At 33.8% G+C, this 14,789-nt stretch carries 16 protein-coding genes; 15 read left to right on the top strand and 1 reads right to left on the bottom strand.

What is annotated here, in order from left to right; genetic code table 11:
- The first annotated feature begins 44 nt into the window (after window positions 1-44).
- The 4 genes from ABMA70_RS09965 to ABMA70_RS09980 all read left to right on the top strand — a co-directional run bounded on the left by ABMA70_RS09965 (window position 45) and on the right by ABMA70_RS09980 (window position 4,922).
- On the top strand, window positions 45-1,721 hold the full coding sequence (locus ABMA70_RS09965) for a GspE/PulE family protein (protein WP_199177555.1): 1,677 nt from the start codon (window positions 45-47) through the stop codon (window positions 1,719-1,721).
- Window positions 1,722-1,742: 21 nt separating this feature from the next.
- Entirely contained in the window at window positions 1,743-2,882 is a 1,140-nt protein-coding gene (locus tag ABMA70_RS09970) for a type IV pilus twitching motility protein PilT (RefSeq protein WP_392993792.1), read from the top strand.
- A gap of 8 nt (window positions 2,883-2,890) precedes the next feature.
- Window positions 2,891-4,105, top strand: a complete 1,215-nt coding sequence (locus ABMA70_RS09975; protein WP_103218472.1) for a type II secretion system F family protein — start codon at window positions 2,891-2,893, stop codon at window positions 4,103-4,105.
- Window positions 4,106-4,310: 205 nt separating this feature from the next.
- Window positions 4,311-4,922 carry a type IV pilin protein gene (locus ABMA70_RS09980; RefSeq protein ID WP_103218471.1) on the top strand — a complete coding sequence of 204 codons (612 nt, stop codon included), beginning with the start codon at window positions 4,311-4,313 and terminating at the stop codon, window positions 4,920-4,922.
- Window positions 4,923-4,958: 36 nt separating this feature from the next.
- Here ABMA70_RS09980 and ABMA70_RS09985 read toward each other — a convergent pair whose 3' ends face one another.
- Window positions 4,959-5,618: a hypothetical protein gene (locus tag ABMA70_RS09985; protein WP_103218470.1), complete on the bottom strand. Its 660-nt coding sequence runs from the start codon at window positions 5,616-5,618 to the stop codon at window positions 4,959-4,961.
- A 46-nt stretch (window positions 5,619-5,664) separates the two neighbouring features.
- On the opposite strand from ABMA70_RS09985, the gene ABMA70_RS09990 reads away from it, so the two are divergent.
- The 11 genes from ABMA70_RS09990 (at window position 5,665) to efp (ending at window position 14,747) form a co-directional block, all read left to right on the top strand.
- On the top strand, window positions 5,665-6,522 hold the full coding sequence (locus ABMA70_RS09990; protein ID WP_158246906.1) for an ABC transporter ATP-binding protein: 858 nt from the start codon (window positions 5,665-5,667) through the stop codon (window positions 6,520-6,522).
- Window positions 6,519-7,286 (top strand): ABC transporter permease, encoded by a 768-nt coding sequence (locus ABMA70_RS09995; RefSeq protein ID WP_103218468.1) that lies wholly within the window; start codon window positions 6,519-6,521, stop codon window positions 7,284-7,286. The genes ABMA70_RS09990 and ABMA70_RS09995 overlap by 4 nt, the downstream gene beginning before the upstream one ends.
- Window positions 7,286-8,059 (top strand): prepilin peptidase, encoded by a 774-nt coding sequence (locus ABMA70_RS10000; RefSeq protein ID WP_392993787.1) that lies wholly within the window; start codon window positions 7,286-7,288, stop codon window positions 8,057-8,059. The genes ABMA70_RS09995 and ABMA70_RS10000 overlap by 1 nt, the downstream gene beginning before the upstream one ends.
- A 63-nt stretch (window positions 8,060-8,122) precedes the next feature.
- A complete protein-coding gene (gene pilM / locus ABMA70_RS10005; protein WP_392993784.1) occupies window positions 8,123-9,292 on the top strand; it encodes a type IV pilus assembly protein PilM in 1,170 nt (389 codons plus the stop codon).
- A complete protein-coding gene (locus ABMA70_RS10010) occupies window positions 9,289-9,921 on the top strand; it encodes a PilN domain-containing protein (RefSeq protein ID WP_103218465.1) in 633 nt (210 codons plus the stop codon). Before pilM ends, ABMA70_RS10010 begins: the two co-directional genes overlap by 4 nt.
- Window positions 9,921-10,577, top strand: coding sequence for a type 4a pilus biogenesis protein PilO (gene pilO, locus ABMA70_RS10015; protein ID WP_103218464.1), 657 nt, complete (start codon window positions 9,921-9,923; stop codon window positions 10,575-10,577). Before ABMA70_RS10010 ends, pilO begins: the two co-directional genes overlap by 1 nt.
- Window positions 10,574-11,008 carry a hypothetical protein gene (locus tag ABMA70_RS10020; RefSeq protein WP_103218463.1) on the top strand — a complete coding sequence of 145 codons (435 nt, stop codon included), beginning with the start codon at window positions 10,574-10,576 and terminating at the stop codon, window positions 11,006-11,008. Before pilO ends, ABMA70_RS10020 begins: the two co-directional genes overlap by 4 nt.
- A gap of 72 nt (window positions 11,009-11,080) precedes the next feature.
- Complete coding sequence (gene pilQ / locus ABMA70_RS10025; RefSeq protein WP_103218462.1) at window positions 11,081-12,877, top strand: type IV pilus secretin PilQ; 1,797 nt, start codon at window positions 11,081-11,083, stop codon at window positions 12,875-12,877.
- Window positions 12,878-13,738 carry a tetratricopeptide repeat protein gene (locus ABMA70_RS10030; RefSeq protein WP_103218461.1) on the top strand — a complete coding sequence of 287 codons (861 nt, stop codon included), beginning with the start codon at window positions 12,878-12,880 and terminating at the stop codon, window positions 13,736-13,738.
- Entirely contained in the window at window positions 13,731-14,165 is a 435-nt protein-coding gene (locus ABMA70_RS10035; RefSeq protein ID WP_103218460.1) for a type II 3-dehydroquinate dehydratase, read from the top strand. The genes ABMA70_RS10030 and ABMA70_RS10035 overlap by 8 nt, the downstream gene beginning before the upstream one ends.
- 9 nt (window positions 14,166-14,174) lie before the next feature.
- Window positions 14,175-14,747: an elongation factor P gene (gene efp / locus ABMA70_RS10040; protein WP_103218459.1), complete on the top strand. Its 573-nt coding sequence runs from the start codon at window positions 14,175-14,177 to the stop codon at window positions 14,745-14,747.
- The last annotated feature ends 42 nt before the right edge of the window (window positions 14,748-14,789 follow it).

Here is a 14,789-nt window from a genome sequence, read left to right on the forward strand (position 1 = left end):
TAAGTATTCAATATTTAAAGAAACTAATCTTAGGATAACGTAAGGTGATAAGAAAAGAATTTCTAGAAGTCATTTCAAAAACGGGTATGGTACCAAGAAAAGATTTGGTGCCTTTGGCCGCAAATAAAAACCCAGGTGTGGTTTCAGAACTCGATTTGTTAAAGTTTAATTTCTTCGATGATATTAAATTTGCAAAAGCAATTGCAGAGTTAAGTGGGCTTACATATGTTGATCTCTCTGAAACTCGTGTTCCTGGCTCTACACTTCAGTTGGTAAAAAAAGGTGTCGCAACAAAGTTTCGAATCGTACCTTTAAAAAGACAGTCCGGTACTTTATCTTTAGCAATCTTTGATCCCTCTCTTGTGGAAATTAGAGCAGAGATTCAAAAAGAAATTCAATCAAACGTTGAGTTTGTTCTTACTTCATTATCAGCTTGGAAAACTTTATATCAAAATATTCAAGCCTCTATTGATGAAATACTTGAGACGGTTAGAGAAGTTAGAACTGATCAAGCTACTGGTGACGATAATGTTAAAGAAGAAGATATCGGAGAAGATATTATTTCTTACGTAAATAAGGTACTCGCTGAAGCGTATATTAAAAAGGTTTCAGATATTCATGTTGAACCTTATGAAAATAATTTTAGAATTAGGTTTCGTTTAGATGGATCCTTACATGAATATGCAGCACCTCCAAAATCGATGCTTTTACCACTTGTCTCTAGAATGAAAATTCTTTCACAGTTAGATATTTCTGAAAGAAGAATCCCACAAGATGGGCGTATTAAGCTTGAAATTGATGGTAATCCAATTGACTACCGTGTTTCAACACTTCCAACATTGTTTGGAGAAAAGGTTGTAATGCGACTGCTAGATCAATCAAATCTACAGCTTGATATGACTAAGTTAGGTTTTGAAAAGAAACAGCTAGAAGTTTTCTTAGAAGGGATTAAGCAGCCATATGGAATGTGTCTTGTAACTGGACCAACAGGGTCTGGAAAAACGACGACTCTTTATTCAGCACTATCAGAACTTAATAATATAGAAAAAAATATTTCCACTGCAGAAGATCCTTGTGAATTCAACTTGGAAGGTATCAATCAGGTTAACGTTAGAAAAGATATTGGTTTAGACTTTGCAAGGGCCCTTAAGGCCTTTCTTAGACAAGACCCTGATATCATCATGGTTGGGGAGATTAGAGATCAAGAAGTTGGAGAGATTGCTATTGAGGCCGCTCTTACTGGCCACATGGTTCTTTCTACGCTTCACACGAATGATGCGCCTTCAACGGTAACTCGATTGTTAAATATGGGAATTGAACCATTTCTTGTAACTGGTGCGTTGAATGTTGTTGTTGCACAAAGGTTATGTAGAAAGATTTGTGAAAATTGTAAGACTATAGATGAAAGCGTAACTGTTGATCAGATTGTTGCATGTGGAGTTACTCCTAATTCTGCAAAGAACTTAAAAGTCTATCATGGTACAGGTTGTGAGTTTTGTGATGGGTCCGGATATAAGGGCCGTGTCGCAATCTATGAAGTTCTAGAAATGACTCCTGCTGCAAGGGACCTCGTTTTAAAGCATTGTTCTTCTGATGATTTGAAAAAACAGGCTATAGCTGACGGTATGAAAACTCTAAGAATGTCTGCATTAACCAAGGTTGCAGAGGGTGTCACGACTTTAGCGGAAGCAATTAAAAACTCAAGTGTTGATAAATTATAAAAATATAAATGGGTGATATAGATGAGTAGCGATAATACGCAAACAAAAACTAAAACCGAAACAAAAACAGGTGCTATCACGAGTGCGGAGTCTTTGAAGATTCAACAGTTATTTAAGCTGATGGTTGATAATGGTGGATCCGATTTGCACTTAACTCCTGGTACAGCTCCTGCAATGAGAGTCAACGGGGATATTGTAAGAGTTAAACTACCGGCCCTTGATGCATCCTCAAGTAAGTCACTTATCTATCAAATTCTTTCTGAAGAACAGAGAAATGAGTTTGAAAAGAATTTAGAGCTAGACCTTGCATTTGGGATAAAAGGCCTTGCACGTTTTAGAGCAAATATTTTTTATTCTAAAGGTGGAGTTGCGGCAGTATTTCGTTTGATTCCAAGTGCTGTTCCTGACTTTAAAGCACTTAACTTACCAAATGTTTTAATGGAAATGACTGATGTTTCAAATGGTCTATTTCTAGTTACTGGGCCTACTGGTTCTGGTAAGTCGACGACTCTTGCAGCTCTTATAAATCGATTAAATGAAATGGAGCCTGCGCATATTGTGACACTGGAAGATCCTGTTGAATTCGTCCATCCTCACAAAACGAGTATTGTAAACCAACGTGAAATTGGACGAGATACTCATTCATTTGAAAATGCTTTAAAAGGTCTCTTAAGACAAGATCCGGATATTGTTCTTGTCGGGGAGATGAGAGACGTTGAGACAATTGAAGCCGCTCTAACGATTGCGGAAACAGGACACTTGGTTTTTGGAACACTACACACTAACTCATGTGTGCAAACAATTAACCGTCTCGTTAACGTATTCCCTTCAGATCAACAGGATCAAGTTAGAACGCTTCTTTCATTTGTTTTACAAGGTGTTGTTTCACAACAGCTTTTACCTAAGACATATGAACCAGGACGTGTCGCTTGTTTAGAAATTCTAAGACCTACACCGGCAATTAGAAATCTAATTCGTGAAGATAAGATGCATCAAATTTATTCTCAGATGCAGATTGGTCAAGATAAGACTGGTATGACGACAATGAATCAGTCAATTAAAAAACATGTTGATTCAGGGGCAATTGATGCAGAGACAGCAATGTCGTATTCAACGAATCCGGAAGAACTTGGGCCGCAACTAGGTCTTAAGGAGAGATAGAGTAAGATATGCCAATTTATAAATGGGAAGGACTAGATAAAAACGGAAAGAAGACCAACGGTCAAATACAGGCCAATGATGAGAAGGACGCTAAGAAAAGACTTCGCGCCCAAGGAAATCGTGTACGTAAAATTATTCCACCTTCGATCTTAGAATTTGATATTAACACATGGTTAATTGAAAAAGGTATTGGTTCTGCTTTCGGTGCAGCCGAGCTTATGAACTTTACAAAGCAATTGTCTATTATGATCAATGCAGGTGTACCTATTATTTTGGCGCTTGAGATTATTTATAAATCAGAGAAAAATCCTTCTTTAAAGAATGCTGTTAAAAATATTGCGACTGATGTTTCAGAAGGTAATACGCTAGCCGAAAGTATGCGTAAGCAACAAGGCTTTGATAACCTTTACTGTAACCTTGTTAAGGCCGGAGAGGTTGGAGGGATTCTAGATGAGATTCTTTCTAAACTAACAGAGCACTTAGAAAAGCAAGAGAAGATTAAAAAACAAATTAAATCAGCTATGAGTTATCCATTAATTGTTTCAGGTATTGGTGCTTTAGTAGTTTGGGGACTAATTACTTATGTTGTGCCTCAGTTTACTGGAATGCTTGCGGACACTGGACAAGAGCTCCCTTGGATTACTCAATTTGTAATTGATACTTCAGAATTTTTTGGTGAATACTCTGGCAAGATGATCCTAGGTGGAATAGCTTTATTAATTTTTCTAACTTACTTCATAAAAACACCTCAAGGAAAAATTGTATTTGATAAGTTTTCAATGAGTGTACCAGGCTTTGGTATTGTTATTATTAAGGGGAGTTTAGCTCAGTTTTCAAGAACTCTTTCAACACTGCTTGGTTCAGGTGTAGCACTCATCGATGCCTTAGAAATTTGTGTTGAAACAATTGATAATAGTGTTATCTCTGGTGATATCAAAGAAGTAAGAAAGAAAGTTATTGAAGGTAAAACTCTTACTGAACCATTAACTAAGATTGACTACTTTCCAGAAATGGTTGCTCAGATGATTAAGGTTGGTGAGTCAACAGGGGCCATTGATCAAATGCTGGCAAAGATCTCTGTTGTTTTTGAAGATGAAGTTAATGATGCAATTACTGCAGCAACAAAAATGCTAGAACCTTTAGTTCTTGTCGTTCTTGGTGGAATTATTGGTGGTGTTCTTATAGCAATTTACTTACCAATGTTCATGTCAGCGGGGGCATAAATACTTAAATTGACTAAGATTAGAGGCAAAAAAGTAGTTAAAATTATTTATTGTTTTAAGATAAGGCATTGATATTATTGGGATTTAATTTTTAACTTAAATATGCCGTAAGGTAGTTATAGGGCTGGTTAAATCTTAATTTTAGCTAAGTTCTTAAAGTTATTTAAATTAATCTATCTAAATTAGATTAACGAGGAGAAAAGACATGAAATTTACGAACGAGTTGAAAAACTCAAAAGGGTTTACCCTAGTTGAGTTGATGGTCGTTGTTGCCATCATCGGGATTCTATCTGCGGTAGCAATTCCAAACTTTAAAAAGTATCAAGCGAAAACGAAAACTTCTGAAGCGAAACTTCAGTTAGCTTCAATTTACTCAGCGATGACAGCTATCCAAACTGATTATGATGCCTTCGGTACATGTTTAGGTGATGCTGGTTATGTATCTCCAAATGGTGCATGGGATTCATCTACTCCAACTAGTGGAAGTAACTATTATTCAATCGGATTTAGTGCTGCTAACTCGACACCAAACCAAATTGTTAGAGATAACGGCGGAACTTGTCAGAATATCGAATTTGGAGCACCTGCATTTAAGAAGGTTGGTGGACAGAGAACAACTGTTGCTAACATTTCTACGATCGCTGTTTCAAACATGGGGAATGGTTCACAAACTGCTCCAGGTGTTGATGCTCAAGGTGGTTACTTTGTAGCTGGAGCAATTGGCTATATTGATACAGATAACATTACAACTGCTAGAGCTAGTAAATGGGCAATTGACCAAGACAAAGTACTTAGAGAGATTAATAAAGGTTACTAATCTTTAATTTAATAATCTTGAAAATAGAAGGCCTCATTAATTTGAGGCCTTTTTTATTTCTTCTATTTTCTTAATTAAAACTTCTCGTTCTTTTATATCTTTAGTTCTATTCAATTGTAATTGAAGGAGTTGGAGGTGAGACTGTTTAGACTTACGTTTATTCTTAGCCTCTTCAATTAATCTTGGGAGAATTACAAAGTTTACAGCATAAGGTGTCTTTTGAATCTTTTGATACATTAATAGGGAATTGTCGTAATCTTTGAGTTGAAAGTGATAGTTAAAGGCGGCATTGTACATAAGTCTGTAATCGTTAGGAAAAACCTGTAAACCTCTATTGAATATTATCTCCGCTCCCAAAATATCATCTTTAATGATTGATAAGTAGATACCACCATGAAGATAATTTTCGTAAAACTCTCTATCTAAATCAGCAATTAGTTTAAACCTATAATATAGCCATGACTTCTCTTGGTTCTTTACGTGTTCAATATCAGCGTCAAGAAGCGTTTTTGTCCAATAGTAGCTTGAAATAAAACGGTAGTTTCCAAATGAAACAATTTTTATAAAATCACTATTTAAAGTAGTAAATAACTCAGGATTAACTGGTTTTTTAAATGAGAGATTATAGTTAATACCTATTAAAAGTATGAATAGGATCAAAGGAATCAATTTATTTGTAAGTTGTGTTTTCTTCATGAGCATATCTGATTATACTAATATTAAAAAAAATAAAAAGGCTTCTATGTTAATTTGTGAAAATATATCAAAATCATTTAAGAAAGATTTTTGGAATAAAGATTTTTTAGCATTACAAGATGTAACTTTTGAACTGAATGCTGGACGAATCGTTGGTTTTCTTGGTGCTAATGGTGCAGGAAAAACAACTCTAATCAAAATTATTCTTGGATTCATTAAGCCGAACACTGGTTCGGTTAAAATTTTGAATATTGATTGGACTGAAGATGAGGTAAGAAAGTTAATTGGTTATATGCCAGAGCGACCATACTATTATCAGAATTTAACAGGTTATGAGTTCTTAACCTATTGTGGAGAACTACAAGAAATTGAGAACGAAGAGATTGAGAAAAATATTGAAAAATGGGCGACTAAGTTAGAGATTAAATTCGCTTTAGACAGGAAGATTAAAGGCTATTCTAAAGGGATGTTACAACGACTAGGTTTTGTCTCAGTACTTTTACATAATCCAAGACTTATTATATTAGATGAGCCACTTTCAGGCTTAGATCCAATCGGACGTAAAGAATTTAAAGACGTTATTAAAGAGGTTAATGAAGAGGGTGTTGGTGTATTCTTTTCTTCACATATTGTGAATGATGTCGAAGAAGTTTGCCACGATGTTGTTGTTCTAGAGAGTGGTAAGATCATTTATAACGGGACGATTAAAGAATTAGTATCACAAAATACAAGTAATAAATTTATCATTAAGTACAATGATGGAGATAAGGATCATGAATTAGTGGTAGATGAAGATCTGAAAGATCAAAAAATCTTAGAATTAATTGAAGCTGGATCAAATGTTTTAAAACTAAATAGAGAAAGCTCGTCGTTAGAAGAAATAGTGTATCGGTTAAACAAATGAAGAATATATTAACAATCGCAAAGTTTACATTTAAAGATATTGTTAAGAGTAGAGTGCTCTATCTTACTTTTTGGATTGCTCTTTTTATCTTAACTTTAAGTTATATAACTTCAGAATTCTCTTATGGAAACGTTTTAAGAATTTCAATAGACTTTGGTTTAGGGGGAGCTTCATTGGCAGCAAATATTCTTGCAATTTTTGTTGGTGTAAATGTTTTGTCAGATGAAATTGAATCGCGAACTATATATATAACCTTGTCTCGACCTATTTCGAGAGTTAAGTTTTTACTTGGTAAAATCTTAGGAGTCTCGTCTATTCTTGTTTTAAGCTCATTTGTAATATTTGGAACTTCGTTAATAGTTTACTTATTACGTGGTGGTGCTCTTGATGGAGTTATAATTAATTCACTATTCCTAGGAATATTAGAGTCAATTTTACTTTTCTTGATTGTGCTTTTCTTTAGTTTAATAACTTCACGTGCACTAAGTGTTATCAATACTGTCGTTATTTATTTTGTTGGACATGCAATAACTCATATTTCAAGTTTATCTTTTGTAAAGGATAGAGAAGGACTTGAACTAATACTGCGAATATATAAAGCAGTACTCCCAGATTTAAACTTATTAAATTATAAGCCATTCGTATTTAATTCAAATCTTGTGTCAAATCAAAATATCATGAATAGTTATTTATATGGGCTTGCTTATATTTTAGTGCTTTCTTTTATAAATGCATACGTATTCAAAAATAAAGAGCTTAGCTAATGATATTACTATTTAAAATATATGCGTTTATCTTTGGAGCAATGATAGGAAGTTTTCTAAATGTTCTCATTTTGAGACTACCTACTAATGAAAAGTTTTTTATCGATCGCTCACGTTGTCCAAAATGTGGCTTTCAACTTAAGTGGTTTCACAATATTCCAATTTTAAGCTTCATTGGCTTAAGAGGGAAGTGTGCTAACTGTAAGACGAATATTAGTTTTCAATATCCAGTTATCGAGTTACTTACGGCAACTATATCGTTATTTCTATTTGGAGGCGAAATAAGTCTTCATGGATTAACTTCTTATTTATTCTTTTTTACTGTTGCTTGTTGCCTCCTTGTTCATTTTGTCATTGATGTACGTCATCAAATATTACCAGATGTAATTAATGTATATTTGGGAATAATCTTTTTTATCCATGTCGTATTTTTTTATCATTGGAAGCACTGGGTTCTAGGTGGATTAATTGGATTTTTAGTACCTTACTTAATTACTTACCTATTTTATAAAATTAAAGGTGTCATCGGCCTGGGTGGAGGTGATATAAAGCTGTTTGGTGTTCTCGGAATTTATCTTGGTCCGTTAGGAATTATTCATAATATGCTCTTTTCATGTATACTAGGAAGTTTGCTAATGATGCCTTTATTACTTTTCAAAGTTATTAAAAGAGACCAGGCAATAGCATTTGGGCCATTTATTATTATTGTGGCCGTTATTCAAATCTACTTTCCAAGTACCTTTAAAATGATGCTGGGCGCATTGTTGTTTTAAATAACTTCTTGAAATGACTGGACTGTGCAGAGTATAATAAAATAATACTTTGATAGGTCACGGATGAAGAAGAATATTGATATACAGGATGTTATATTTAAAATTAGGGAAGCTTTAGGTTTAGTTCCTAAAGAACTTATTGGTGTTGACATTGGTCAAAGCTCAGTAAAAGTCTCTAAAATAGTTACCAAGAATGATACTTATAAATTAGTTAAGTATGCATCTGTTCCACTTCCGGAAGCTGCAATCATAGAAGATGAAATTCAAGATGAAGAAGCTCTAAAAGAAGCTTTAAAAGAAGCTTTTAAAGAAGCGAAAGTCACAGAGCCCTATATTTGCCTTGGTCTATCTGGGCCTAATACAGTAATTAAAAAATTACAATTGGCCGGTGGAGATGATGAAGAACTTGAAGATCAAGTAATTTGGGAAGCAGAGCAATACCTCCCATTTCCGGTTGAGGACTGTAATATCGATTGGTATGTCATCGGTGAAAACATGGGTGGTGGTCTTGATGTTATTGTTTGTGCGGTAAAGAAAGATGTCCTTGAATCATTCAAAACAATAATTGAATCCTTAGGTAAGATCGTAAAAGTCGTTGATTTGTGCTCTATTGCGATTACTAATATCTACGAGCTAGCTTCTGAAGAGGATTTATCATCAGATATTGATGATGAGTCAGAAGATGAAATATTTGAAAATACTTCAAGTACAGATATAAATAAAATTCTAATTCCATCGACATTGCTAATTGATATTGGTTCTCAGGCAACTGTTTTTATCGTCCTTAAAAAAGGTATTCCAGTCTTTGTTAAAGAAATCATTATTGGTGGCGCGAGTATTACAGAAGAGATTCAGAGACAATTAGGGGTAACATTTCAAGAAGCGGAAGACTTAAAGAAGATGTCATCTGGTGAAGGTGTTCCTGATGATGTGTTAATGATTATTAATGAGATTAATGGAACTCTTGTTAACGAACTAAAAAAAGCTCATGACTTTTATATTAATGCAACTTCTGATGATTCTTTAAAGAATATTACAGTAACTGGCGGTTCAGTGCGATTACCTAATTTACTTGAGGAAATCCGATCATCTTTTGGTGTTGATGTTAATGTATTGAATCCATTTAATGAAATCGAATTTAATGAAAATGATTTCGATGATGATGAATTAAATGATATGGCCCACGAAGGTGTTGTTTCATTTGGATTGGCCCTTAGGGAGTTTCCAAAATGATAGAAATAAACTTATTAGAAAAAAAGAAACCTTTAGAGCTACCAGTAATTCTTGGTGTTGATTTTAATAAGGTAAATAAGAAATCGCTTCTTATTGGTTATGCTGTTTATTACGGACTTACATCTGTTCTAATTCCAGGTTTTAAAAATAAAAATCAAGATGTACGTGATGAGATTGTTCAGCAAAAGGCAGTCTTTAACAGACTAAAAAAAGAAGTTGATTCATTTGGTTCTTTAACTGAAGTTATGGATGCTTTTACAAAAAGAATTGAAGAGTTAAAAAGTAGAGAAGCACTTGTAGCGCAAGTTATGTCTAATAAATCTAACCCATATAAAGTACTAAGAGGACTTTCGGGATCATTGAATGATGATATTTGGTTTAACTCTCTAACAATTGACGACAAAAAAGTTATCAAGATTGATGGGGAATCAATATCTTTTTCATCGGTCGGGGACTTTATTAACAACGTTAAAGAACTTGAGTATTTCATACCAAGAAATGGCTACTCTTCTGAAACATTTGGTATGAAAGAACTTAAAGAAACTTCAGATCAGCTTTACGGTGAAAGTGTTACATTACAAAGTTTTTCAATTGAAGGGAAAATCCAATCATATGGAGATCTTGAGTAATGCTATCTCTAATTAATAAGCTATATTTAATCTTAATCGTTTGGGGCGCATTCCAGGCTTATGAAGCGTACAACGAAGTTGAAATTGAAAGAGCAAGTCTTCAAGAAGAAGTTAATATTGTAAACGGTAGAATTAGTAAGAAGAAAAAAGAATTAAAAAAACTTAAGGATTACGAAAGAGACGTTGAGCAAAAGAAAGAAGAGATTGAAATAGTTGCTCAAAAACTTGAAGAGACACAAAGACGTCTACCTAAAGATATTAGTGATAATGAAAGTATTAACTTAATCAAAAAGCTCGGAGAAAGCTTAAAGATCAAAGATGTACAAATTAATCCAAGCGGACAAGAAGAAAATGGTTTCTATATTACGAAATATTATACATTTTCAGGGAAAGGGACATATCTACAATTCTTACTTTTACTAGAAAACATTTCTAAACAAGAAAGAATTTTAAATGTTAGAGATATTAATTTAAGTAAAATTACAAAAACAAATAAGTCTCGTTACGAAATAATTAATCTATACGCTACGATTGAGAGTTATATTTATAATCAAAACCATAGAGAAAAGCGTGGTATTGAAGAAATTGAGCAGAAACTTAAACAAGAACAATCGAAAAAACCTGCGAGAAAGAAAAGAACTAGGAATAAGAATTGAAAAATCAGAGCAAATTAATATTAGCATGCTTATTTTGTTTCTTAGCAATAGGACAAGCGCCTGTTGAACTAGGTTCCGGAAGAAATATTAGAGACCCGTTTAAAGTTAAATATAAGAAAAAAATGGGAAACAAAAAAGCGAGAAGAGAAAAGTTTACTGGTTTCTCTAATAAGCTTACGACAGATCATCTTCGTATTGATCGATTAAGAGTTACAGGTATCTTTTTAGGTAAAGATCCACGAGCGATTATAAAACAAGTTGAAGAAGAAGGATTATCTCAAGCTGTAATCATAAAAGAAGGTATGAAAATCGGCCCAGATCAAGTTGAGGTAAAAGCAATTCTGCCTGGTGGGGTAGTATTAGTTGAGAAAATTATTAATGTATACGATGAAGAAGAGTACTTGGAAACAATACTTCCTTTATCAGAGTAGTTCATAATACTTTTATAAAATTCAATTTGTGATATCATAAAAATATAATAATTTTACTTAGGAAGAGTAAAAATGAAAAAAATAGTTATTGCAGTATCAATTCTATACTCATTTCTTGCACTATCAGCAAATTTAACAAAAATTGATTTTCAACAGAAAGACGATTTAAGTTATTTGAATTTCAATTTTGATAAGAACGATTTCAAAATTAAAAAGTTCCAAGTCGTTAAAGACAAACAAGTCATTATTGATATTGAAAATACAGTATCCACTCAAAGAGTTCTTAGAGCTTTTGATACTTCTGAATTTTCAGGTTCGGTAGTATTTGTTTCTGCTTTTAAGGCTCCAGGGAAGTCTCAAGATATTAGAGTCGTCGTACAATTAAGAGATAATGTTCGCTCTAAACTTCAAACTTCAGGAAACCTTGCAAGTATCATATTTGAAAATCGTTACGGAGCATTTGCTAGTTCTAAAGAGGAAGAAGGTGCTTTAACAACAGCTGAAGAAAAGAAGAGTCAAAGACTTCTAAAGCCAAAATCTAAAAGCATGGAAGATATCTTAGAAAACTTAACTCTTTCAGGGCAAAAAAAGTATGTTGGTAATAAGATTTCCTTGAATGTTAAGGATATGAAGATCAATGACATTCTTGATCTTATTGCGGATGCCTCAGGTTTCAACGTTATTATGACAAATGATGTTGCTGAGTTAAAACCATTATCACTTAACTTAGTAAATGTTCCATGGGATCAGGCACTCGATACAGTTTTATCTATTAATAAGTTAGTAGCAGAAAAAAATGGTGCAATTCTAACGATTAAGACGCTTGCTCAAGCAACAGAAGAGAAAAGAAAAGAAAGAGAAGCTACGCAAATCAAAGAAGTAGCAGAACCTCTCGTAACTAAAGTTCTTCCTATCTCTTATTCTAAAGCTAAAGACTTAACGACTCTTTTAAAGGACTATGTTACTCCTGCAAGAGGTTCTTTAATTGCTGATGAAAGAACTAATAATTTAATCATTAATGATACTCTTGAGACGACAGAAAAAATTGCAAAGATCGTTGATATTCTAGATCGTCAAACTCCACAGGTTCTTATTGAATCAAAAATTGTTGAAGTTAACGAAGGTTATCAAAAACAAATTGGTCTGCAGAATGGACTCAATTTTGGATATGACCCAATTGGACAAATACCAACTTCTACAGATTTAACAGGTTCGGCCAGTTCGACTAGTATTTCTGGTCCGGGGCTAAGCTTTTCAAGTGCTCCAACAACTGGTGAGAACACAAGGAACTTACTTGGTGTTACAATCTCAAGATTTGGACGCTTATTTGATTTAAATTTTCAGTTACAACTTTTAGAAAGTGAATCAAAAGGTAAGATCATTGCTTCTCCTCGAGTTGTAACTAAACATAACGTAAAAGCAGAAATTATTTCGACAGACACAACTTCTTTTGAAGAAAGAGAAGGGACTGGTGAAGATATTACAATTACATTCAAAGAGACAACTGCCGAGCTAAGTTTGGCCGTTACTCCTCAGGTTGCTAATGATGGGGCAATTGATTTAATTGTAGAACTATCTAAAGAGCAATTTGGTACTGCACCAGCAGCGGGAGCACCACCTGATAAAACTAAAAGACAGGTAAAGACAAATGTACTTGTTGAAAATGGATCAACAATTGTTCTAGGTGGACTTTATAGTTATTCTAAAATTGAATCGCATTCTGGTGTTCCTTATTTAAAGGATGTACCTATTGTCGGTTGGCTATTTAGAACTCCGTATAATCCACAGGTAAGTAAAACAGAACTTGTTATTTTCATTACACCGAGAGTTATTAATCAAGAACGTGCAGGTTTAACAAGTAGCTTGTAGATGAAAAATTACAATAATCTAATCACAAAATATAAAAGTCAATTGGAGAAAGACCCTCGATCGAAGGTCTTTGCTCCTTTGGCCGAAATATACAGAAAAGTTGGAATGAATGATGAAGCATTAGCTTTACTTAAAAGAGGACTAATTCATCATCCTAACTTCTCTGCTGCTATTATTGTTTATGGCCAGCTATTATTAGAGAGGGAAGAGATTGAAGAAGCTTACACTGTATTAAAGCCACAACTTTCTATTAATGGCGATAATATTAAGTTTCTTAAACTTTTTGCTCATTCTTGTTTTAAACAGAATTTGATCCTTGAGGCCCTAAATACATATAAAAGAGTTCTTTTTATTTCACCTAAGGATAATGAAGCAACTGAGTTTATTGTAAAATATGATAATTTTGACAGTATTGAAAATGAAGATCTAACTCAAAAAACTTTTGATATATCGAATTTAGATGATGAAATAGAAAGTTGGAGTACCTTAAGTTTAGTTCCACAAGTTAAAGAAGAGCCAGTCGTTGAAGATAAACCTAAGAGTGAACCAGGACAAATCTTTAGCCATACTCTAGTTGACCTTTATCTAAAACAAGGCGCAAAACAAAAGGCGATAGAAGTTCTTAACAGTGCGCTAGCTGAAAATCCTGAAGATCAACGTATCCAAGATAGACTACTTGAGCTTGAGGGACAAGACGAGATCAGTGAGAGTAAGGGCCGTGAAGACTTAATGGCCGCTTTTGAATCGACAGCTAAGAAATTAGAGCAAAAACCAAAAGTAGAACTGGAAAAACTGACAATGGCCTTTGAGCTATTCGAATCATACTTAAAGAAAAGAAGCAGCGAAGTTTTAAATGGATAAATTCTTAGTCATTAATGGTCCTAATTTAAATTTATTAGGAAAAAGAGAACCATCTATCTATGGCACACTTGATCTTGATGCCATTGAAAAGTACACCAATGAAAAACTCGGGCAGTTCGGGCATAAAGTTGATGTTGAATGGTTCCAATCTAATGGTGAGCAAGAGATCATTGAGAAAATACATGCTGCGTCAGAAAGTGATATTAAAGCGCTGATTATCAACCCAGCAGCTTTCTCTCATACTAGTATTGCTATTTTAGACGCCTTGCGCGTAATGAAATGCCCAGTAATTGAAGTACATCTTTCAAACACAAACCTAAGAGAGGAGTTTAGAAAGAATAAAATTACTGCAAAATCTTCAACAGCTGTGATAGAAGGTTTAAAAGAAAAAGGTTACTTCCTAGCAATATTATCGCAATTAATTTAAAGGGTTTTTATGGAAATATCGACAAACGACTTTAGGAAAGGTTTAAAACTAGAAATCGATGGCAAACCATATGTTTGTATTAAATGTGACTTCACTAACCCAGGTAAAGGTTCAGCTTTTTATAAGTTAAGAATCAAAAACCTAGAAACAGGTGCAGTTATTGAAAGAACTTTCAAGTCTGGTGTAGCAACTGGTGCTCTTAAGCCAGATCTAGAAGAAAAAGAAGTAGAGTATTTATACAATGATCCTGATGGATTTAACTTCATGGACCAATCGTCTTTTGAAACAATTCACGTTGCAACTGAATACATTGATGATGCTGCTAACTACCTACAAGAAGGTATTAAAGTAGGACTATTATATTATAAAGGTAAACCAATTTCGATTGAACTTCCTAACTTTGTTGAGTTATCAGTAACTGAAACAGACCCAGGTCTTAAGGGTGATACAGCTCAAGGTGGATTAAAGAAGGCAATTATGGAAACAGGTCTTCAAGTTAACGTTCCACTATTTATCAAAGAAGGGGAAATCCTAAAAATTGATACAAGAACTGGTGATTACGTCGAGCGTGTAAACAAATAATTTCTTAAATATAAAGGCCCTTTTAAAGGGCCTTTTTTCTTA

This window comes from Halobacteriovorax sp. XZX-3, assembly GCF_043196495.1.
Classification (GTDB): domain Bacteria; phylum Bdellovibrionota; class Bacteriovoracia; order Bacteriovoracales; family Bacteriovoracaceae; genus Halobacteriovorax_A.

What these genes read in the sequence shown, in the direction of transcription:
- ABMA70_RS09975 (WP_103218472.1), top strand. Translation starts at nt 2,891, where the DNA reads ATGCCAATTTATAAATGGGAAGGACTAGATAAAAACGGAAAGAAGACC.
- efp (WP_103218459.1), top strand. Translation starts at nt 14,175, where the DNA reads ATGGAAATATCGACAAACGACTTTAGGAAAGGTTTAAAACTAGAAATC.
- pilM (WP_392993784.1), top strand. Translation starts at nt 8,123, where the DNA reads ATGAAGAAGAATATTGATATACAGGATGTTATATTTAAAATTAGGGAA.
- pilO (WP_103218464.1), top strand. Translation starts at nt 9,921, where the DNA reads ATGCTATCTCTAATTAATAAGCTATATTTAATCTTAATCGTTTGGGGC.
- ABMA70_RS09980 (WP_103218471.1), top strand. Translation starts at nt 4,311, where the DNA reads ATGAAATTTACGAACGAGTTGAAAAACTCAAAAGGGTTTACCCTAGTT.
- ABMA70_RS09995 (WP_103218468.1), top strand. Translation starts at nt 6,519, where the DNA reads ATGAAGAATATATTAACAATCGCAAAGTTTACATTTAAAGATATTGTT.
- ABMA70_RS10010 (WP_103218465.1), top strand. Translation starts at nt 9,289, where the DNA reads ATGATAGAAATAAACTTATTAGAAAAAAAGAAACCTTTAGAGCTACCA.
- ABMA70_RS09990 (WP_158246906.1), top strand. Translation starts at nt 5,665, where the DNA reads ATGTTAATTTGTGAAAATATATCAAAATCATTTAAGAAAGATTTTTGG.
- ABMA70_RS10000 (WP_392993787.1), top strand. Translation starts at nt 7,286, where the DNA reads ATGATATTACTATTTAAAATATATGCGTTTATCTTTGGAGCAATGATA.
- pilQ (WP_103218462.1), top strand. Translation starts at nt 11,081, where the DNA reads ATGAAAAAAATAGTTATTGCAGTATCAATTCTATACTCATTTCTTGCA.
- ABMA70_RS09985 (WP_103218470.1), bottom strand. Translation starts at nt 5,618, where the DNA reads ATGAAGAAAACACAACTTACAAATAAATTGATTCCTTTGATCCTATTC.
- ABMA70_RS10035 (WP_103218460.1), top strand. Translation starts at nt 13,731, where the DNA reads ATGGATAAATTCTTAGTCATTAATGGTCCTAATTTAAATTTATTAGGA.
- ABMA70_RS09970 (WP_392993792.1), top strand. Translation starts at nt 1,743, where the DNA reads ATGAGTAGCGATAATACGCAAACAAAAACTAAAACCGAAACAAAAACA.
- ABMA70_RS10030 (WP_103218461.1), top strand. Translation starts at nt 12,878, where the DNA reads ATGAAAAATTACAATAATCTAATCACAAAATATAAAAGTCAATTGGAG.